Origin of the sequence: Halomonas sp. BL6, from assembly GCF_006228115.1 — a bacterium.
GTDB classification, from domain to species: Bacteria; Pseudomonadota; Gammaproteobacteria; order Pseudomonadales; family Halomonadaceae; genus Vreelandella; species Vreelandella piezotolerans.
In genome coordinates this window covers 1-20,157 of record NZ_VDGL01000004.1, presented here as the reverse complement: position 1 = coordinate 20,157, position 20,157 = coordinate 1, and the positions used below count along the sequence as shown (strand labels likewise).

Here is a 20,157-nt window from a genome sequence, read left to right as displayed (position 1 = left end):
GGTTAGGCCGTGACGGCTAGCAGTACTGGGGCCGCCGCTAGTCGGCGGTCGTCTCGCCCCCACCAGTAGGCCACCCCCTCGGCCCAGCCGGCGGGTCCGGCCGCTCGAGTGCGATACAGCGCTTCATTCGACGGGGTGACGGCCAGTTCGTGGCACCCTTTGATGACCACGGCCTGATCGACCGCCTCGAGCATGGATATATCGTTGGGGCCATCGCCCAGGCCTAGAGATAGCGGCGGACGGCCGCGCAGCGCAGTAAAGCGCTTGATGAGCCAATCGACGGCGCTGCCTTTATCCGAAGCGTTGCCCATTACATGCCAAAAACGCCCACCTTGAGTCAGCATCAGGCCGTCGCCCTCTAGCGCTAAGCGGAAATTTTTTAGGGCAGTGTCGTCGTCTTGCCAGATGAGCGGCTCGCTGCCTTCGCGCTGTCGGGCAGCTCTCGCGCGCGTCTCATCCAATCCCGTCAGCGACATGACCTCAGTGATATCGAGCTCGCTCATTCGAGTGAAACGCACGCCCAGCCGCGTGCGCCACACGTTCAGTCGCGCGCGGATGAACCCAACGTCGACGCCGGTGTGCTTGACGACCACCCCATCTCGACCGCTACCAGGGCGATCCAGCCGCGCATGGCACCAGCCTGGGGGCAAGCCAATCACTGCGCCGTTTTCCGCTACGAATGGCGTTGCGGTCAGGCCCAGCGACTCACGCAACGTCACTAGTTCGGCACGGGTTTTGCTGGTCACCGGAATCACCGGCACGCCCAGCTGTTTCAGGCGTGCGAGCCAAGGTGCTGCAGGCGAAAAATCGTAGCTATGATGATCGAGCAGCGACCCGTCGAGATCGGTCACCACCAAACGTGGTGTCAGCGCCGGATCAGGGCTTCCAAGAGGCTGGAGAGGAAGACTCGCCAACATGGGAGGAGTCTGTGTCGTGCGGGAGTGTTCGTTCATGGCGCCACCTTATCGCAATCTGAAAAGCCGTTACTCAGGCGTCGTTCTCAGATAAGCAATAAAGCAGAATGTGTGCCAACACTATTTATATAAAATAAATCAAAAACTTAAAAAAGAATCGGCATGACCGATTACGAGAGCACCAAAATAGAGCACCTAAAATGCACTAACATAGTGCGGTTTAGGGCGTCATAAACAACCCCAGTCGTGAAATATCTAGTCGTGAAATACCTGTAAAAAAGTTGCACAAGGCCTTGGCAAACGCTCGCAAATAGCTATACTCGAATTGTACCCACTGACAACCTTGTACACCCCCTCACCTGATGTCAGTGGGCTGCAGTGAGCCAAGCCCTTTCATGCCCGCCTCCCCCGGCGGGCTTTTTTTTCAGCTCACTCCTCCCACACGCTCATTTAGTACATCCCCCTTCGACGAAAACATCACTCTACGTGAATGACGACTTCGACACGGCGATTACGCGCCCTACCCTCTGCGGTGCTGTTGTCTTCGAGCGGCTGCGTCGCGGCTAACCCCACGGCTCGCAAGCGCTCTGCAGCAACGCCAGCCGCTTCCAAGGCTTCGACGATGGCGATGGCACGGGCGCTGGAGAGTGCCCAATTGGACGAAAATTCCGGGGTGTTGATAGTTTGGCTATCGGAGTGGCCTTCGACCCACACCTCCCCCTCGTAACGCTGGATCGTTTCCAACAGACTACCCACCAGCGAGGCACCTCCCTGGGTCAGTTCGGCGGTTGCCGAAGGGAACAGCAGCCTATCTTGCACCCTCAGACTAATTCCCTCTGCCACACGCGAGACTTCGACACCCTCCAGGTTGGGTAAGTAAGGCGAGGTATCGACCCGTTCAGCGAGATTGTCCATCAGCGCAAGCGCGCCACTGATTGCCTCATCGCTCACCTCGCGGACGTTCACCGGCGGCCGGTCCGTGAGCAGCACCATATAATCGGCCAAAGGCAGTGCCTCCGACGGTGCTTCTACCTGGACCAGTGGCGTGGGCAACCGGGGAAGCGGCTGTGACAAAGAGGGAGACGGCCGCCTGGCCTGGCGACTGTCCGTCAGCGATGCGACCAGTTTCCACTCTGAACTGGGCTCTGCATCGGCATCAGCGGGAAGCGCCAATAAGGGCGGCGCGCTGGGCGAACGTGCGACGCGTGGCGGCAGTCCTGCAACACCCAATGCGGCGCTGATCGCCATGGGGTTGAGCTCACCCGGCACCACTGTCGGCATCAGCGGACGTGACTGGCGCCGCTCCTCCAGCAGGGTCGGCAAAGGCACTTCCAATGGTGCCGTAAGGGCCGTGCTTGTGTCCGCTACTGGCTCGTCAGGGGCCCAATTGGGACCCGTGACGCCGGCGGCGGCGATAATGATGACGAACAGCGCGACGAGGAGCGTCATGATATCGATATAGCTAATCATCCATCCGCTGTTGCTATCGTCCTCAGGGTATGTCGATAGCAGCGAATCATGACGCGGGCCGCTACGGTGGTCCTCAAGCATGGGGGTGATTACTCATTCAAGTTTTTAACCTCGTGGCCGATCTATGCTAAGCATGGCAAACTAGTCTATCAAAAAGCCGATTAGTAGCGATAAGGAACTACCAGGTGCGCACTCGTCCTATGACACACCCCATTGCCCGTTATTTACGCCCCGTTGGCCTGGGACTTGCGAGCCTGATGCTCAGCGGCTGTTTTTACGCCAGCACTTCCCAAGCGCCCATTGCTACGACATACCCCTATTCGGAACAGCAAAAGATGCAGGCAGCCCAGCATTGGGAGGTCCTTGCACAGCATGAAGCCGCGGGCATTTTATCCAGCGAACGAGTACGTTTTCGCGACTTGCACATTGCGGCGCCGGAGCATGAGCAGTACGGCTCCTATTACAGTGGCGGGGAATTCGAGCGTGGCTTTAGAACACTGCTAACCAGCGAGCTCGTATCCGGCGGCGGTAGCGTCACGACACAGCCACGTGCCAACGGCGCCACGATTCAAATCGATGTGGAAGTCGTCGAGCACCGAGATCGTGGCTATACACGACCACCCTTCGGCGCTTACACGGCCTTAGCGAGCGGCATCGCGGTGGCCAGTATTCCTTTAGGTAACTGGAGTGAACCAGCACTTGCGCTCATCCCAGCGGCGATGGTGGCCGATACCACCAGCGGTAGCTGGACACCCAAAGGCAATGAAGAAATCATCATCACCACCCAGATAGTGGAACAGGATCAAATCCTCTACTCCTCCTCCAATATCTATTACATTAACTCGGGTGATCGCCGCCAATACGCCCCGCATCGGGTACCTAGAACGCCTACGACGCCGACTGTTTCTATCACTGATACTTGGTAATGTTTATGTCTCTACGCTCGATCTTTGCGTTACCGTCGGTGCGCCTGCTTCGCACTGACATGTTGGCTACGCTTTGCATGACGCTACTGCTGGCAGGCTGCGCTAACCTAGGCAATAGCGCCCAACCTCAAGAACCAGAACCAGACTTGTCAGAGCTCGCCCATGAAGCGGCGCAGCGGATGGTCGCTAACAATCCTGACTTGGCTCGCTATAGCCCGATGATTGCAGCCACGTTCGTCAGTATCGATAATCTGAGTCAATCGTCGACCTTTGGTCGGATCAGTTCCGAGATCATGGCCTCGGCACTCGCCCAACAAGGCATGCAGGTTCGCGAAGTCAAAATGCGCGATAGCATGTTTATCGAAGAGAGCGTGGGGGAATTGATTCTATCGCGCCAAGTTCAACGGCTAAGCTCTCAGCACAATGCGCGCTCCATCCTAATGGGCACCTACGCTCAGGGCCAGGACTATCTATACGTAAGTGCCCGCGTCGTACGCGCTGGTGATGCCATGGTGTTAGGCAGTGCAGACTTCCAGCTACCTTTGGATAATAATATGCGCAGCCTATTAGAGGCTCAGGGCGGATGGTAAAACACCCGATTTGACGCACAGTACCTTCTGAAAGCCTAGCCGATACGCTAGGCTTTTCATTTGCTCATCAAAAGGACGACTATGTCTCTACGTCGCCGTACCCGCCAGCCTCATATTGTGGCCATCAGCCGGGTGATCAAACTGTTTGCCAACATTACCAAGATGCTGAGCTATGGGTTTCACGCGCTCTTTCCTGCCAAGCGCTTTACCCTGCCAGAAAGAGCAGCCCCTTGGCTTTCGTCGAAGCAAGAGAGCAGTGTCCCTCGAATCATTTGGCAAACCAACTTTACGAACCGAGTCACCCTGCCGGTGTATCTCAACTATTTGTTCAACCGCCTGATGGCACCGCGCTTTGAGTATCGATTCATGATCACCCAAGCGCGCCACGACTTCATCGAAAAGAACTTCAGCCCAGAGTGGCTCGAGAGCTACGACAAGCTGCAAATTGGTGCTGCCCAAGCCGATTTTTGGAGGCTATTGGCGCTGTATAAACATGGCGGCGTTTACCTGGATATCGATGCCCACGCTATCTGGCCGTTGGGTCGGGTCGTACCAGCAGATATCGACGAATTGTATGTGACGACACGTAAAGGAGAGTTGAGCAATTACTTCATCGCCAGCCGCCCGGGCAATCCCAATCTGCTGAAATTGATCGAGCAGGTACATCAAAACATTGTCGAGAATCAGCTTACCAACGTCTTCGAGCTGACCGGGCCAGGCGTTTTCATCAAGCTATTGGATCAAGCAGACGTGCCCACGGTTTCCTACCGTCACGCTTGCAACCAGGGAAGCTTCACCAACGAGCATTTCCAGTACATCGACAAGAAAGCAGGCAAATGGACCAAAGAGCAGCAAAAGGTAAGCATCATTCGCCAACCCCCCCCCTCGGCCTGATAGGTGCACTTCAACAAAAAAAGCGCTAGCCCGCTAGGGCTAGCGCTTCTGCATACCACGTGGCTATGCAGTGCTTATTTATACACCGGGAAACGACCACATACGTCCGCGACTTTATTCAGCACGTCGGCTTCGATCGCGCTGGTGTCTTCGCCTTTGGCGAGCACGTCGAGAATGTCACAAATCCACCCGGCAAGCTGTGCGCACTCTTGCTCACCAAAACCGCGAGTGGTCACGGCGGGGGTGCCGATACGCAGACCAGAGGTGACGAACGGACTTTGCGGGTCGTTCGGCACGGCGTTCTTATTGACGGTGATATGGGCGCGGCCAAGCGCGGCGTCCGCATCTTTGCCGGTCACGCCTTGCTTGATCAATGACAGCAGGAACAGGTGGTCTTCAGTACCGCCTGAGACGATATCGTAACCACGCTCGATGAAGACCGACGCCATGGCTTGAGCGTTCTTGACCACCTGCTGCTGGTAGGTTTTGAACTCGGGCGCCATGGCTTCTTTGAAGCAGATCGCTTTGGCCGCAATCACGTGCATCAGCGGGCCGCCCTGGCCGCCCGGAAACACCGCTGACTGCAGCTTCTTCTCGATGTCCGGGTCGTTCTCTGCCGACAGAATCACGCCGCTGCGTGGGCCACGCAGGGTTTTATGCGTCGTGGAGGTCACCACGTGAGCATGGGGCAGCGGGCTGGGGTAGACGCCTGCAGCGACCAAGCCAGAGACGTGGGCCATATCGACCAGTAGGTAAGCACCCACTTCATCGGCGATTTCACGGAATTTCGCCCAGTCGACGATTTGCGAGTAGGCAGAAAAACCGGCGATGATCATTTTCGGCTTGTGTTCACGGGCCAGCTCGGCGACTTGATCGTAGTCGATCAGGCCTTGCTCGTTCAGGCCGTACTGAATGGCATTGTAGTGCTTGCCGGAGAAATTCGGCTTGGCGCCGTGGGTCAGGTGGCCGCCCGCGTCCAGACTCATACCGAGGATGGTGTCGCCTGGCGTGACCAGCGCTTGGAACACGGCGCTGTTGGCTTGCGAGCCCGAGTGCGGCTGCACGTTGACGTAGGTCGCGCCGAACAGCTGCTTGGCGTAGTCGATGGCCAGGTTCTCGGCGATATCGACGAATTCACAGCCGCCGTAGTAGCGCTTGCCGGGATAGCCTTCGGCGTATTTGTTGGTCAGCTGGCTGCCTTGTGCTTCGAGTACGCGGGGGCTGGCGTAGTTTTCGGAAGCAATCAGTTCGATGTGGGCTTCTTGGCGTGCCACTTCTTTTTGCATGGCATCAAACAGCGCATCATCGAATCCAGCAATTGTCATGTCGCGGCTGAACATCGGCGGGAACCTCGTTACGAAAGGATCATCATGGAGAAGCGAGGCGGCTATGATACCGCAGCCGGACGCGACTTTCATCGCATCCGCGTCAGGTCTTGCATGAGCATGTTTCATGTTGCCAGCCGCGCTAAAAACTGACCGACTGGACAACCACGCTACTTGAGTTCGAAGGTAAAGGTGAGCCGCTCGCTGCTGCCCATGGGGTCGAGTATGAATTGATTGAGCATAAAGGGATTGGGTACCGCCACGTGAACGGTCAGCGACTGGGCCTTTCCGGCCATGATATCCACCATCCCCACCATCAGTTTGGTGAGCTGTGGGCCTACGAGCGGCCCGAGCTGCTGGGCCTGCGACCAGGCTTGCGAAATCGCCTGTTCTTCGCTGATCCTCCCTTGTGCCGCCATTTCGGTGGCTATACGCGGCAGCAACCCCTCATCGCGGTAAGCCACGGTCGCGTTGCCACCGTAAAGCGTCGCTGCTTCGAACAGCGAGGGGTTTTTGCTGGCCTGCTCGAGTGTGGCGCCCTTCGGTAGGCTAATGGGCACATCCATGGAGAATTCGAGCCCGCCTGCGCCGTCCAGCTGTAGATAGCCTTCGGAGGTGAGGCGCGCACGGCCGTTCGCTTCGCCGGGTTCGGGCTCATGCCACTGGGAAGCACTCTGCCCTTCGGCACTCAAACGCCCAGTTCCGCCCGTCAGCACACGATTCAATGCCTGCAGCTCATCGCGTTCGGAAGGTGGGGCTAGGTCAATCAGCCCACCTAGATCGAATTCGGCACCGCGAAAGCCTGCTTCGCCTAGGTAGCTGTTACCTTTGACCCAAGCGTTATCCAGCAGCACGCTCCACTGCTCGCTGGTCAGGCTGAAACCGTTCAACTCGGCATGTTCGAGGCGCTCTTCGCCGGGCTGGTCGAGCCCTTCCAACGCCTCGATCCGCATGTCGCCTAACGCCAGCGTTGCGGAGATGCCGGTGGCGAGATCATCGAACTCCCCGCTCACCCCTTGCAGCGCAATCAAACCCACGGCGCTACGGCTCACTTCCTCCAACTCGAGAGCGTCAATGGAGAGATAGCCAGCAAGCGTTTGGCTATCGAACTCGGCGGCTAGTTCATCGCCCAGGCTACCCTCCAACCGAAAGGTCATATCGGTCAAGCTGAGTGCATTGAGGGTACTGTCTTCGGTCTCGAAAGAGGCTAGTGAGGGAACGGCCGCGCTAGGGTCTCGCATGACCAGCTCGCCCACCGTCAACACGGGCGTGTCGAATCCAAGCTCCGTGAGGCGGATGCCGTCTAGCGTAATCGACTCGGGCTGCGCGTATCGACCGTCCACGCGATAGCGGTCAATCGAGAGCAAATCGCCGTTGGGGTAGGTAACGGCTACATCCTCTGCGACATAGCCATTGGCTTCTTCCACCAGTTGCCCAATCGCCATTCGAGCATCGTCGCCCGCCAACTCCGCCTGCAAATCCGCCTCGAACTGCTCTAGCGACGCATGCGCAGTCCCTATGACCAGCCAAAAGGACACCCCTGCAACGCCCCATGTCATTACCTCACTACGCATACCCTGACCTCCCTGTTGAAAGGCTTCAGCATATCACCAAGTCACGATACAGCCACTGCCGTCCAGGTAGTAAAAAGGCGGCTCGTGGCCGCCTTTTGTAAGAGAGACGCTTACGCCTCGCCTAATAATCCCAGACTCGCCGCGGGGGCTTGTTTACGCAGGCTGTAGGAGAGTGCGTGGCCAATCAAACCAATCAGCAGCGCGCCGCCAATGGGAAGTGCTAGCCACAGACCCAGGTGCAGGCGGGGTGTAAGATCCAGCCAATAGAGGTAGAGCGCCGCGGTAGCGAGCTCTGCCAATAGGGCTCCCAACACGCCGCTGGCAAACCCGAGCAGCGCGTATTCGGCCCCCTGCACGCGGGAAATCATACGGTTACCTGCACCAAACACCCTTAGCAGACCACTTTCATGGGCACGCACCGGGCGGCTGGCGGTAAGCGCGGCGTAAAGCACGCTGACACCCGCTAACAGGACCAGAACCAGCACGAGTTCTACCGCCCGAGTGACCTGGGTCAGCACGTCGCGCACCTGCCCTAGAATGGCATCCACATTGAGCAGAGACACCCCAGGGAAGTCGATGACCAGCTCGCGCACCAGCCCCTGCTCTTGATCCGGCAGGTGGAAGGCGGTGATAAAGCTATGGCCGAACGACTCCAACACGCCGGGCGGGAAGATCACGAAGAAGTTGGGATTGAAGCTATCCCAGTTCAAGCTGCGCAGGCTTTGAATATGCGTGGTGATGCTATCGCTCCCCACGGCAAACGTGATTTCGTCTCCTATCCCCAAACCAAGGCGTTCAGCCAAACCATCCTCTACCGAAATAGGGACGGTTTGCGACTCGCTGGAGACGGTGGCATCCACTTCGCTCATCCAGCCTTGGGGCTCCGCGACAAACCACTGCCCCGCCACCACCTGGTTCCCTTCGGGCAGCTCTGATTGCCAGGTGAGGTTCAACTCACGGCGTAGCGAGTTATCGCCTCGAGCATCAGGAGGTACGGCCTCCCTGGGTGCTTGGCCGTTAATCTGTGTAATTCGCCCACGTACCATCGGGTAGAGTGTGCTTTGGGTCTCTACTCGAGGCGCGACCGCCTGCTCGAAAGCATCGCGTTCGCTGGGCTGTATGTTAATGGCAAAGTAATTGGGCGTGTCAGCGGGCAGTTGATCTTGCCATGTCGTGAGCAGATCGCCTCGCACCAACACGATCATCGCCATGGCAAAGAACGTGACCGAAAAGGCAAGTAGCTGGCCTAGCCCCGCCTGTTTACGACGGGCTAACTGTCTTCCCCCCAAACGCAACGCCTGCGCCCATTCACTGCCGCCCGTCAAGCGCTGGAGGGCACGTAGCATGCCTTTCAATAACAGGGAACTCACGCCCCATAGCAGCGACAGGAGGACTGCCCCGCCCACCAGCAGCGCCAAGGCCAGCGAGAAGCTGCCCGAGTAGAGCCACAGCAGCCCTCCAAAGACGATGCTAGCCACGCCGACCACCAGCCACGCCGCGGGCGGGAGCGGGTCTAACTCACGTCGCAGTACTTTGAGCGCGCTCACCTGCTTGATACGCAGCAGCGTTGGCCCGGCAAAGCCGACCAATACCGCCAACGCCGTGAAAATACCCAGCCATAGCGGCATGATGCCCGGCGGCGGCAGTGTCATGGGCAGGAAACTGGTCAGTAGCCACAGCAGCACGGCTTGCCCCACCAAGCCCAACAGCGCGCCGATGAGCGAGGCCATCAACGCCAGTCCCAGCAGCTGTAGGCTAAAGATCGTCACCAGCTGATACTGGCTGGCACCGAAACAGCGCAGCAGCGCAGCGGTATCTAGGTGGCGCTCTACGTAACGGCGGGTCGACATCGCCACCGCAACACCCGCCAGCAGCACTGCCGCCAAACCGGCCAAGCCTAAGTAGCTTTCTGCCCGTTGCAGCGCATTACCCAACTGCGGACGATCGACTCGAACATCACGCACCTCGACACCGTCACGGCGAAGCTGCGTCAACAACCCTTGAACCTGATCCAATGCCTCGGGTGGACCAGCGGCCAACAGTTCGAACTCGATACGGGACCCTGGCTGTACCAGCCCGGTGGATTCGAGATCAGCGGTATTGAGCATCAAGCGCGGGTTGAAGTTACCAAAACCGGCGGACTGGTCCGCTTCGCGTTCGATAATCCCGCTAATGGTCAGCTCCGCTTGCCCCACCTGTACGCGGTCGCCTATCGCGATCTCGACCAACTCGGCCAGCCGAGGATCGGCCCAGGCTTCGCCCGGTGGTGGGCCTGACGCGATTTGCTCAACGCCGTTTCCTCGGTCCACATGTGACACACCATAGTGCGGATACACATCATCGACTGCCTTGAGGCTGGCGGGCTGAAAGCGCTCCCCTTGGCTGATCATGGAGACTAGATCCACTTGATCGCTCAGCGTGAAGCCAGCCTGCTCCAGAGTGGCGCGCAGCTCGTCTGAAAACGGGTCGCGCTGTTCGAGGACTAAGTCGCCCCCTAGCATCTGACCCGCTTGACGCTCCAAGCCACGCTCTAAGCGGTCAAGGAAGAACGCAATCATGGTGGACGCGGCCACCGCCAAGACCAGGGCCACGAACAGCGCTCGCACGTCCGCCGCGCGAAGGTCGCGCTTGAGGCTCCGCGCGGCTAATCGCCAGTTGATATCACTCATCGCCTTCCTCGCTGTTGACTGGGGCCGGTTCGAACGGCACGAGCTGGCCGTTGGCCAGCCGCAGGCAGCGGTCGCATCGGCGCGCCAAGGCGTGGTCGTGTGTCACGAGAATCAGCGTCGTGCCCGCTTCTTTATTGAGCGTAAACAGCAGGTCGATGATCTGCGCACCGGTATCCGGGTCTAGGTTGCCGGTAGGTTCATCGGCGAACACCAGCTCGGGGTCCGTCACGAAAGCGCGTGCAATGGCTACTCGCTGCTGCTCTCCGCCGGAAAGCTGCTTAGGTTGATGAGACGTGCGCTCCCCCAACCCTACACGCTCCAACCACTGCTGGGCAGCGTGCGATTCTCCGGCTCGAGGAGAGAGCTCTAGGGGCAGCAGTACGTTTTCCAGTGCGCTGAGCGTCGGCAGCAGTTGAAAGTTCTGGAACACGAAGCCCACTCGCCCCGCTCGTAATGCCGCACGACCATCTTCATCCAAGCGACTCAAGGCATGGCCAAAAAGAGTCAATTCGCCGTCGCTGGGCGTATCCAAGCCGGCCAGCAAGCCCAGCAACGTGGATTTCCCCGCGCCGCTTTTGCCCAATATAGCCACACTCTCCCCGGCCGCTACGCTCAACGATAAGTCATGTAAAATAGTTAGCGTGCGTTCACCGCTGGTCACCCGTTTGGCGAGCTTTTCGGCCTGCAGGACGGGCTGGCTAGCGGCTGCTTGGGGAACCTTCTGGGCAGCAGATGGGTCGGTGTGGGGCGAGCGCAACGGCGCACCTTCGGTCACGGTATGGGATGTAGGGTCAGAGGAGTAAGACATGAAGCGTAAATTCCCTGTAGCTCTTTGGATATTAGCGATACAAAAACGCGTGGTTCCAGCATGGTTGACGCAGATACTGACCTTTCAGTCGTGGCAAACGGCCGTTCGTGGTGGTCTATCAAGCACCCTTCTACTGGTCGTATTCTTGGGGGCCGTTCCGCTGCAAGCCAGCACTGCCGAAGAGGGCTTGCCAACGCTCCTCGTCATGGGAGACAGCCTGAGTGCGGCTTATGGTATCGAGCAGGAGCAGGGCTGGGTGTCGCTGCTGGCAGAGCGCCTCGACGGTGACGCACAGGTGGTGAACGCCAGCATCAGCGGAGAGACCACCTCAGGCGGTGCCCAACGTTTTGCCGATATTATCGGACAGCGTCAGCCGGATATCGTTCTTTTAGAACTTGGCGGTAACGATGGTTTACGCGGTTTACCTCCCGCTCAAATGCGCGCCAATTTAGCCACTATGATCGAGCAGAGCCAGCAAGCGGGTGCGGAAGTATTACTCCTAGGGATCGATATTCCGCCGAACTACGGTCAAGCCTACCGTGATGCCTTCACCGGGGTCTATCACTCTCTGGCACAGGAGTATGAGCTCTCGCTGGTGCCCTTCTTGCTGGAAGATATCGCTCTCAATCAACAATTAATGCAAAGCGATGGCATCCATCCTACCGCTGACGCACAGCCCATTATCTTAGATAACGTTTGGCCCGCCCTTGAACCCATGCTGGAAGAGACGTATCAGGCCTCTTCTCAGTAGTATACTTGGTGCACAGCACCGACTGGCTAAGCACCGGTTTTTCATAGCTTGCACGCATGTAGTCTAAGAACTACAATATTTTTATGATCGCTATTAAACAGACCGACGGTGGGAACGTAAGCTCCGTGATTCGCGCACAAAAGCACTGATTGCTGCTCGTATTTTCAGGCTAGCCAACGGATTAGCTGGCGATGTAAAACCCGTTGGCCAAGGCATCAGTGAACTGCGTATTCATCATGGTCCAGGATATCGTGTCTATTTTAAACAACGCGGTAACGAGCTTGTCATCCTGTTATGTGGTGGCGATAAAAGCACGCAGCAAAACGATATCGATACAGCGCAGCGTCTGGCAGCACAATGGGAGGAATCATGAGCGATAAGATTTACGACTATGACCCGGCAGCAGCATTAGAGAACGATGAAGCCATCGCTCTCTTTCTCGCTGATGCGCTGGAAACCGGAGATGCCACTTATGTTGCTAAAGCGATGGGTATCGTAGCGCGTGCTAAGGGAATGACAGAACTTGCTCGCGAAACTGGCCTCTCCCGTGAACAGCTCTATCGTTCGTTCAGCGAGCAAGGCAACCCAACGCTGAAGACGATGTTAGCTGTCATGCGTGCACTGGGTATGGACTTAACGGCAAAACCACACCAAGAAGAACCCGTCATGTAAACATTGGTACTTTCTACTGAGGAGATATAGCGCTTTTATGCCTTAGCTTGTAGTCTTAAGCGATATTTGACCAACGCTAATGGCGTCCATGTCGACTTCATCATCCCCTCCATGCTGCTCCCTATCGCGCCGGCAATTTCTGGCTTCTGCTGGCGCGTTGTTATTGGGCGTTGGGCTGGGGATCAATCCCAGCTCTGCTGTGGCGTTCAACCCGCAACGGCTTCGGCAAAGTATGCAGCAGCTATATGGACAGGGGGGGCTCAACGTTTTAGAAGAGTGGTTCGCCCTGCTGGAGCGCTTGCGCGGCCAGGATGTACAAGCCCAACTGCGTGACGTGAATGATTTTTTCAACCGCCGCATCCGCTGGGTGGAGGATATTCGCGTTTGGGGAGAGGAGGACTTTTGGGCCACCCCCCTGGAAGCGCTAGGTAAAGGTCAAGGCGACTGTGAGGACTACTCCATTGCTAAATACATTACCTTAAAGCAGTTGGGAGTACCGGGTGAGCGCTTGCGCATGATCTACGTTCGCGCCCGAATTGGCCGTAGTCAAATCACCCAAGCCCACATGGTGCTAGGTTACTACTCGACGCCGAACGCCGAGCCACTGGTACTGGATAACATTGCGCCTTCTATTTCTCCCGCTTCCCAACGTAACGATCTAGATCCCGTTTTTAGCTTCAACAGCGACGGGCTTTGGGCAGGTGGCGGTTCAGAATCCCGTGCCGACCCACTGGCACGACTGTCGCGCTGGCGCAGCGTGATCGGGCGGATGCAATCACAAGGATTCATTTAAGAGGACTGGCGCTATGTCGCTGATTAAACAGCTTTGGCTGGCCATTATTGCGCTCTTACTACTGTCGTTCGTAGGCAGCTTAGCGATCAGTATTACCAGCAGCCGTGACTACATCGAGCAGGAAGTGCGCATCAAGAACGCAGACAATGCCACCACCTTGGCCCTGTCCATGAGCCAGCTCGACAAAGATCTAGTGATTCTGGAGCTGCTGATCTCTGCACAGTTCGATACCGGCTACTATCGTTCGATCATTCTGCGTGACGCCGAGGGCGAGGTTCTTGTCGAGCGCCGCGCCGATGGATATAGCGGCGACGTTCCTGCATGGTTTAGAAGCTTAGTGCAGTTTGATGTCCCCACCGGTACTGCAACGATTCAAGATGGCTGGCGACAGTTCGGTACACTGGAACTAGAGAGTCAGCATAGCTACGCCTACGCTTCGCTTTGGCGCAGTATGCTAGAACTTGCCGGCTGGTTTTTGCTGGCAGGGGCCATTAGCTTGGCGATTGCCACCGTCTTGGTGCGGGGCATCAAGCACCCGCTGGTACGCGTTGTGGCTCAAGCTAAAGATATCAGCGCGCGACGCTTCACGACTATCCAGGAGCCCCGCACCTTAGAGCTACGCGAAGTCGCCCAGGCGATGAACGTGCTGTCCGCTAATGTACGCCAAATGCTGAGCCAAGAGAGTCAAAAGCTCGATGAGCTGCGTCGCGATTTGCAGCATGATCGGGTGACGGGCGCGCTGAACCGTGATGTGCTGATGGGCAAATTGGCCTCACTTCTGGGTAGCGACGATGCCCGTGCCACCGGCCTGATGGTCATGGTGCGTGTACAGGCGCTAGAGCACTTGAACGATCAGCTTGGCCACCAAGCCACCGACCAACTGCTCAGTACGTTGGTTAAGACACTTGCCGCCCTGGAAACCAGCGCCGACGAGGCGCTCATCGGCCGTTTGAACGGCAGCGACTTCCTGCTCATGCTACCACTCGAAGAGCAGCCGGATGCCCTGCTGCCCCGTTTGCAGCAAGCGCTGGCCACCGTTACTGCCAGCGCCCCTCAGGCCGATGTACGCTTGGCCACCGCGATCGTAGCGTATCACTCAGACGACGAACGCGGGCCGCTACTGGCTACCTTAGACGACGCCCTGGCCGAAGCCGAAAGCGGTAGCAGCTCAACGAATATTGCCCTACGCCAACGGGAACAAGGGTCGCTATTTGGCAACCATAACGAGTGGCGAACCGCACTGACCGTGGCCATCGAACAAGGCCCACAGTTGGCGTATTTCCCCGTGATCGATGCCCAGAACCAGGTGCTTCACTATGAATGTCCCGCACGATTGGAACTTGCCAATGCTTGGCAGACCGCCGGTATCTTCATTCCTTGGGTAACGCGCTTCGCTCTCGAGCCCGCGCTGGATATGGCCGTCGTCAAAAAAGCATTGGGACAACTCGAGGCAAATCCTGATCAGCGTATCGGTGTTAACCTCTCGATTGCATCGATCAACAATGCCCAGTTCGTCAACGAGCTGCGTTTACTGTTAGAAAAGCAGCCCGCTCTCGCCAGCAAGCTGTGCTTCGAAGTACCCGCAACGTTAACGGCCCACTCCATTGGTAGCCTACGCGGATTGTGTAGTGCTCTTCGCCCACTCGGCTGTCAGTTCGGCATCGAGCACGTGGGTGCCGAATTCACCAAACTCGCTGACTTGCACGATGTGGGGCTTGCCTACCTGAAGGTCGATAGCAGCTTGATTCGTGGGATTCACGTCTCGAACGAGCAGCAGACCATCGTGCGCGGCATGGCCACGCTGTGCCACTCCCTGGGTATCCAGGTCATCGCTGAGGGGGTCATTGACTCGGAGGAGTTACAAAGCCTATTCCGCACAGGCGTGGACGGTGCAACGGGGCCCGGTGTTCGCTTGAGCTAACACGGAAGACGACTCGAAGAAATAACACGATAGGAATGACGCGGCACCTGCCGCGTCAGATAATACCGCCATCATCACCGATCAAGTTGACATCGTTCTTAGAACGAAGCGACTTACGCTCCATCACCTTGCTCTGAGCGGCAGCAGGCAAGTCGGTAAAACTGAGCACGCCCTTCTCCAGCAACACTTCCAGCATATCTTCGACGACCCGTACAAACGCCAAATCCGACGCGATCATTTGCGCCGACTGCCCCGTTTGCTGGGCCAGAAAGGCAAACACCTCCGGCGAGTCCGCCGCGATGGTGTCATTACACTCAGGCGAGGGCTCTTTGCTGAGCATCACAATCTCCCCACGGGCATTTCGTTTGATGTAGAGCATAGCGGCTTCCTCTGTAAGTAAACGCGCCGATTGGTTGCGAAACGTAAACCTTCGTTAGAGACAACAAGGCCGCCCGGAGGCGGCCTTTGGGTTGAGTGAGGGGTTACTGATCGATTTTGAGCTGGTCGTTATTCAACATATGCTGAATGACATCCTGAGCACTTCCGCCGCCGAAGTCAGAGAAGCTCTTACCTTCTAAGCGAACTACTTGGTCTGCGTTCTCTTTATTGCCGGCCAAGTTGCCGTCCGAGCTGATATATAGAACCGTGTCCGTCCCCTCCTCTTCTGCAACGATATAGGTACTCAGATCGGTGGCATTCTCTTCGTTCTGAAGCAACTCAGAGATATCCAAAACATCCCCTTCACTAGCATTGAAGTCCATCACCGTATCAGTGGCAGGTTGATCGGTAGTGCCTTGATCATTGAGCTCCCACTTGAAAGTATCGGCACCGAGTCCGCCAATCAAGATATCGTCTCCTTGACCTCCAATCAGCGTGTCATTGCCACCTTTAACAGGGTCCGGATCTACCAAGCTCTCATAGTTATCCTTGATGTAGTTGTAAATATCATCCGTTGTTGGCACACGGCCCAGATCATCCTCAAGGTACGCTTTCAGAGCCTTCAATCCAGAACCATCAGGAAGCTCAGCCGAGTCGCGTCCCTCCCATGTCAAATTATCAGTGAAGATAGCATCGCCAAAGATAATATCGTCACCCTCACCACCACGGAGTATATCGTCCCCGACGTCTGCCAACTCCAGTTCGGTAGATCCTTGGTTCAACGCAACAGAGAGTTCATCTGCTGTATTGACGATTTGTGGTTGGCCAATAGCGGCTGTCACGGGTACAGGAGACACTAGGCCAATTTCATTCAAAGACATCGTTGCATTGGAGTTATTGTTACTCCGGTCATCTACAGAGTAGACAAGCCTGTAGTCACCTGCAGCCAGATCATTGATGACAATGGTAGAGCCACCCGTTCTACTCAAACCGCTATTGATGAGCGAGTTCCAAGAGCCTCCAACCAATTTTTGAAGCTGATATCCAAAGACGTCACTTGAATTACTAAAAGTGGAGTAAGAGAAACGTAACTGGCTACCATCGGCGGCCACGTTAAACTGATCGCTCGTAACAGAGAAGGCACCCTGATTTCTTGAATCTGAAATTTGCAGATAGCCTTGATCGATGACAAAGCGACCATTACTGCCAGCTCCTGCCCAATTAGACGCTCTGTCAAGTACGTCATTACTGCCACTAAAATCAGCCAACGTAACGGTATCGATTACACTGACAGTTCCTTGACCTAAGCTATTGGTATTGTCAAAGAAGTTCAAATAATCTTGATTGACACCATTTCCAATGCCTACGCCATAGACCTTTGTGCTACTAGCCTGCACCAACGATCCATAAGCATCGATAGAGGCGCGCAACACGTCAGCATTTGTTGAGTTCCCTGGGCCTTGATCGTTAGCCCCGTAGAAGGTGGGATCACCATCGGTTAAAAAGAAGGTAAGGTTCTCATACCCAGCCTTGGCATCACTACCGCTAAACCACTGCTCGGCGGCATTGAACGCGGCAGAATAGTTCGTACCGCCGTTAGCACTTAACGTATCAATGGCGTCAGTCAAGTTCTTAAGAAGCTCGCCACTTTGTAAATCTTTTACCGATGCTTTGATGGACGTTTGTCCGCTACCGGCAAACGGTATCAGTGCAATATTGATGACGCCGGAATGGCCCGCAAGCTCGGTAACAAGTTGTGAGAGCGCCTGCTTGGCTAGCTCCATCCGAGTTAGACCGGCGGTGCCCGAAGCATTACCCATACTCCCTGAGACGTCGACGATTAGGGCAATATTATAGTTACCGCCTGGCTCAACAGTCACTTTCGCCCCTCCGACATCACCAATGATGACGTCGTTACCAGAGCCACCTTGAATCACACCACTATTGGGCTCTTGCGGGTTAGGCGTATTATGTGCTGGCGGCGCCGCTTGGCTACCATCATCATCTAGGTTACTGCCAACAACCAACAGGCCTTTGTAGAGAGTGGCACTTTCTGGCACAGCTACTGATTCGAAATTGCCATTGACTTCAAGCACTGTTGCTGTCAGGTCGCTATTCCCGTCCGCACTTACCGATAGCGTCCCCTTACCATTGCGGTCAAGGTTAACTAAATACTGTGTACCGGCCACTTCCACGAGTGCAGTTGGGAAAGTGTATTCAAAATCATATTGGCTCACATCCGGCGGATTGGACGTCTGTATATCAAAGACGACGTCAGAAGGACCATCAATCGTAGCCGCATCTTCAGACAGCACTTCTTTATACTTGATAGCATGTATCAAGTAGTCATCATCATGACCAACAGCTGTAAATTCAGCTCGATTAAAGAGCAAGCCGCTTCCAGGCTCGAACGTATAAGCGTTATCTACCCTATCAGAGCCACCCGGCGCATGTTCTGTTTTTGTGACATTGCCTTGAGCGTCGTAATAAGTCACTAACGCATCTGTGGCACTGCCACCGCCCGACACGACAGCCCAACCAACAGAGTTCCCTTCGCCGTCAAAGAAGTCTACACGTGCCTTCTCAGCATTATTTCGCCATGCAAACTGAACGTCAAAAGACTTGACCTGGTTGTTAAATTCAACCGCAATCTTCTCACTCTGGCCATTTCCAACGTAGCCAAGCTCGCTGCTGGCTGCACCGCCCGATGAAGAGCCAACCACACCAAAGCCATCATGGACGGTTCCCGTGACCTTAGAGATCTGCCCCACCTCACCGTTACCTTTATAAGCAGTTACGGTAAAACTGCTGGTCGTATCAACGTTACCTACGTTGATTTCAGACGTTTTAGTGACAATCGCACTGATACTGACGGTCGTCGTATCAACGGTATCGTTCACTGTCACAGTAGCTTTATCGCTGATATCCAAGCTTTCGAAATTATGATCGCCTGAATCACTCACCGAGACTTCATAGCTTTCACTATCGAGGTAAACATCATCACCTTGAATAGCAAACGCAGTCGAGGTGCTTTCCGTTGCTCCAGGAGCAAACGTAATGGTCGCTCCATTACTCAACGTCACCGTGAATTCTTTACCCGCTGGATGGCTCAATGTGGCACTGATCGTAGCCGTTCCGCTGCCTTCGTTCACAGTAATGTCGTGGAGGGCAATGGTGGCAGCGTCAGTGTCATCGCTGATGGTGACAGCGGCAGTGGCATCACTGTCCAGAGCTTCGTAGTTGCCGCCTTCGGCGCTCTCGATGCTCAGGTTCAGCGTGTCGGTGCCTTGCTGGTAGACATCGTCAGCACGGCTCTCGAAGGTCACGCTGCCGGTGGTCTCGCCCACGGCGATGGTGATCTGTTGGCCGTTGCTGAGCGTAATGACCAGCGGGCTGCCTTGCGGGGCGTTATTAACACTCGCGCTGACGGTGATCGGCTCGCCTTCGGTGACGGCGCTCGGGGCGCTCAGCGTGATGGTGGTAGCGTCGGCGTCATCGCTGATGGTGACCGCGGCGGTGGCGTCACTATCTAGAGCTTCGTAGTTGCCGCCTTCGGCGCTCTCGATGCTCAGGTTCAGCGTGTTGCTGCCTTGCTGGTAGACATCGTCAGCACGGCTCTCGAAGGTCACGCTGCCGGTGGTCTCGCCCACGGCGATGGTGATCTGTTGGCCGTTGCTTAGCCTGATGACCAGCGGGCTGTCTTGCGGAGCGTGGTCGACGCTCGCACTAACGGTGATCGGCTCGCCTTCGGTAACGGCATCCGGGGCGCTGAGCTTGATGGTCACGGTGTCGATGGTGTCGACCACTTGCGTTTCAGCGGCGTCACCCAGGGTGACGTTCTCGAACGCGGTGCCGTCGCTGGCCGCGGCGCTTTCGAGTTCAACCGTGACGGTCTCGCCGTCGTTGAACACGTCGTCGCCTTGGGCGGGACGGGTGTAGGTGGTCTCGGTCTCACCGGCGATGATCGTCACGGTGTTGCCGCCGTCCAGGGTGACGGTGACGTCACGATCTACGGCGTCGCTGAGGCTGACCGTGAAGGTCTGCGCTTCGGCTTCGGTGAACTCGGCTTTGTCGGCCACGATGCTGACGGTGATGCCGTCGCCACCGTTGGGCGTGCCGGGATCACCGGGGTTACCGGGGGTGCCGGGTTCGTCGGTGACGGTGACGCTGGTGTTGCCGGCGGTGACGAGGTTTTCGAACTCGCTGTCGCTGTTGTTGAGCACCGCGTCGATGCGGTTGACCAGGGTGTCCTGGCCGCCCACGAAGGCGTCATCGGCGGCGGTCACGGTGGTGCTGCCGCTGAGCTGTCCGGCGGCGATGGTGACGGTGCTGCCATCGGCCAGGCGGAACTCGAGGCCGTTGTGGCCCGTGAGGTCGGCGCCTTGCGGGCCGGTTAGGGTGACGGTGTAGGTGACGGTGCCGCCTTCGGCCACGCTGGAGGCGTCGGCACTCAGGGTGGCGGTCACGGTGTC

At 56.7% G+C, this 20,157-nt stretch carries 15 protein-coding genes and 1 pseudogene; 8 read left to right on the top strand and 8 right to left on the bottom strand.

Translation table 11 applies throughout. From position 1 onward, the window contains the following. Positions 1–2: 2 nt before the first annotated feature. Positions 3–917, bottom strand: coding sequence for a mannosyl-3-phosphoglycerate phosphatase (locus tag FHJ80_RS09685; protein ID WP_239296601.1), 915 nt, complete (start codon positions 915–917; stop codon positions 3–5). A gap of 474 nt (positions 918–1,391) precedes the next feature. Continuing rightward, complete coding sequence (locus FHJ80_RS09680; protein WP_139526959.1) at positions 1,392–2,465, bottom strand: OmpA family protein; 1,074 nt, start codon at positions 2,463–2,465, stop codon at positions 1,392–1,394. A 104-nt stretch (positions 2,466–2,569) separates the two neighbouring features. On the opposite strand from FHJ80_RS09680, the gene FHJ80_RS09675 reads away from it, so the two are divergent. The 3 genes from FHJ80_RS09675 to FHJ80_RS09665 all read left to right on the top strand — a co-directional run bounded on the left by FHJ80_RS09675 (position 2,570) and on the right by FHJ80_RS09665 (position 4,794). Then, entirely contained in the window at positions 2,570–3,310 is a 741-nt protein-coding gene (locus FHJ80_RS09675; RefSeq protein WP_331250791.1) for a hypothetical protein, read from the top strand. Between the two features lie 5 nt (positions 3,311–3,315). Then, the gene (locus FHJ80_RS09670; protein ID WP_176558236.1) at positions 3,316–3,900 is read left to right on the top strand and encodes a FlgO family outer membrane protein; all 585 of its coding nucleotides are present in this window, start codon (positions 3,316–3,318) and stop codon (positions 3,898–3,900) included. An 81-nt stretch (positions 3,901–3,981) separates the two neighbouring features. After that, entirely contained in the window at positions 3,982–4,794 is an 813-nt protein-coding gene (locus FHJ80_RS09665) for a glycosyltransferase family 32 protein (RefSeq protein WP_139526958.1), read from the top strand. A 74-nt stretch (positions 4,795–4,868) separates the two neighbouring features. On the opposite strand, the gene glyA is transcribed toward FHJ80_RS09665, so the two are convergent. The 4 genes from glyA to FHJ80_RS09645 form a co-directional block, all read right to left on the bottom strand. Then, positions 4,869–6,134: a serine hydroxymethyltransferase gene (gene glyA / locus FHJ80_RS09660; RefSeq protein WP_139526956.1), complete on the bottom strand. Its 1,266-nt coding sequence runs from the start codon at positions 6,132–6,134 to the stop codon at positions 4,869–4,871. A gap of 155 nt (positions 6,135–6,289) precedes the next feature. Next, a complete protein-coding gene (locus FHJ80_RS09655; RefSeq protein WP_139526954.1) occupies positions 6,290–7,693 on the bottom strand; it encodes a hypothetical protein in 1,404 nt (467 codons plus the stop codon). Between the two features lie 110 nt (positions 7,694–7,803). Then, positions 7,804–10,362, bottom strand: a complete 2,559-nt coding sequence (locus FHJ80_RS09650) for an ABC transporter permease (RefSeq protein WP_139526952.1) — start codon at positions 10,360–10,362, stop codon at positions 7,804–7,806. Next, on the bottom strand, positions 10,355–11,170 hold the full coding sequence (locus FHJ80_RS09645; protein ID WP_139526950.1) for an ABC transporter ATP-binding protein: 816 nt from the start codon (positions 11,168–11,170) through the stop codon (positions 10,355–10,357). The genes FHJ80_RS09650 and FHJ80_RS09645 overlap by 8 nt, the downstream gene beginning before the upstream one ends. 205 nt (positions 11,171–11,375) lie before the next feature. Here FHJ80_RS09645 and FHJ80_RS09640 point away from each other — a divergent pair, with 205 nt between their 5' ends. The 5 genes and pseudogenes from FHJ80_RS09640 to FHJ80_RS09620 all read left to right on the top strand — a co-directional run bounded on the left by FHJ80_RS09640 (position 11,376) and on the right by FHJ80_RS09620 (position 15,307). Further along, positions 11,376–11,921, top strand: coding sequence for an arylesterase (locus tag FHJ80_RS09640; protein ID WP_139527241.1), 546 nt, complete (start codon positions 11,376–11,378; stop codon positions 11,919–11,921). A 118-nt stretch (positions 11,922–12,039) separates the two neighbouring features. Next, positions 12,040–12,294, top strand: a pseudogene (locus tag FHJ80_RS09635) (type II toxin-antitoxin system RelE/ParE family toxin); the annotation flags it as partial. Then, a complete protein-coding gene (locus FHJ80_RS09630) occupies positions 12,291–12,593 on the top strand; it encodes an addiction module antidote protein (protein WP_044630743.1) in 303 nt (100 codons plus the stop codon). The pseudogene FHJ80_RS09635 and the gene FHJ80_RS09630, both read left to right, overlap by 4 nt. A 79-nt stretch (positions 12,594–12,672) precedes the next feature. Beyond that, on the top strand, positions 12,673–13,386 hold the full coding sequence (locus FHJ80_RS09625; RefSeq protein ID WP_139526949.1) for a transglutaminase-like cysteine peptidase: 714 nt from the start codon (positions 12,673–12,675) through the stop codon (positions 13,384–13,386). Between the two features lie 13 nt (positions 13,387–13,399). Then, positions 13,400–15,307 (top strand): EAL domain-containing protein, encoded by a 1,908-nt coding sequence (locus FHJ80_RS09620; RefSeq protein ID WP_139526947.1) that lies wholly within the window; start codon positions 13,400–13,402, stop codon positions 15,305–15,307. A gap of 55 nt (positions 15,308–15,362) precedes the next feature. Here the strand turns inward: FHJ80_RS09620 and FHJ80_RS09615 are convergent, their stop codons facing one another. Continuing rightward, positions 15,363–15,686, bottom strand: a complete 324-nt coding sequence (locus FHJ80_RS09615; RefSeq protein WP_139526945.1) for a tryptophan synthase subunit beta like protein — start codon at positions 15,684–15,686, stop codon at positions 15,363–15,365. A 103-nt stretch (positions 15,687–15,789) separates the two neighbouring features. Further along, positions 15,790–20,151, bottom strand: coding sequence for an immunoglobulin-like domain-containing protein (locus tag FHJ80_RS09610; protein WP_369692947.1), 4,362 nt, complete (start codon positions 20,149–20,151; stop codon positions 15,790–15,792). Between the last annotated feature and the right edge of the window lie 6 nt (positions 20,152–20,157).

Bases quoted from the DNA above. Each gene is read 5' to 3' on its own strand.
- FHJ80_RS09685 (WP_239296601.1), bottom strand. From the start codon at position 917: ATGTTGGCGAGTCTTCCTCTCCAGCCTCTTGGAAGCCCTGATCCGGCG.
- FHJ80_RS09680 (WP_139526959.1), bottom strand. From the start codon at position 2,465: ATGCTTGAGGACCACCGTAGCGGCCCGCGTCATGATTCGCTGCTATCG.
- FHJ80_RS09670 (WP_176558236.1), top strand. From the start codon at position 3,316: ATGTCTCTACGCTCGATCTTTGCGTTACCGTCGGTGCGCCTGCTTCGC.
- FHJ80_RS09665 (WP_139526958.1), top strand. From the start codon at position 3,982: ATGTCTCTACGTCGCCGTACCCGCCAGCCTCATATTGTGGCCATCAGC.
- glyA (WP_139526956.1), bottom strand. From the start codon at position 6,134: ATGTTCAGCCGCGACATGACAATTGCTGGATTCGATGATGCGCTGTTT.
- FHJ80_RS09655 (WP_139526954.1), bottom strand. From the start codon at position 7,693: ATGCGTAGTGAGGTAATGACATGGGGCGTTGCAGGGGTGTCCTTTTGG.
- FHJ80_RS09650 (WP_139526952.1), bottom strand. From the start codon at position 10,362: ATGAGTGATATCAACTGGCGATTAGCCGCGCGGAGCCTCAAGCGCGAC.
- FHJ80_RS09645 (WP_139526950.1), bottom strand. From the start codon at position 11,170: ATGTCTTACTCCTCTGACCCTACATCCCATACCGTGACCGAAGGTGCG.
- FHJ80_RS09640 (WP_139527241.1), top strand. From the start codon at position 11,376: ATGGGAGACAGCCTGAGTGCGGCTTATGGTATCGAGCAGGAGCAGGGC.
- FHJ80_RS09630 (WP_044630743.1), top strand. From the start codon at position 12,291: ATGAGCGATAAGATTTACGACTATGACCCGGCAGCAGCATTAGAGAAC.
- FHJ80_RS09625 (WP_139526949.1), top strand. From the start codon at position 12,673: ATGGCGTCCATGTCGACTTCATCATCCCCTCCATGCTGCTCCCTATCG.
- FHJ80_RS09620 (WP_139526947.1), top strand. From the start codon at position 13,400: ATGTCGCTGATTAAACAGCTTTGGCTGGCCATTATTGCGCTCTTACTA.
- FHJ80_RS09615 (WP_139526945.1), bottom strand. From the start codon at position 15,686: ATGCTCTACATCAAACGAAATGCCCGTGGGGAGATTGTGATGCTCAGC.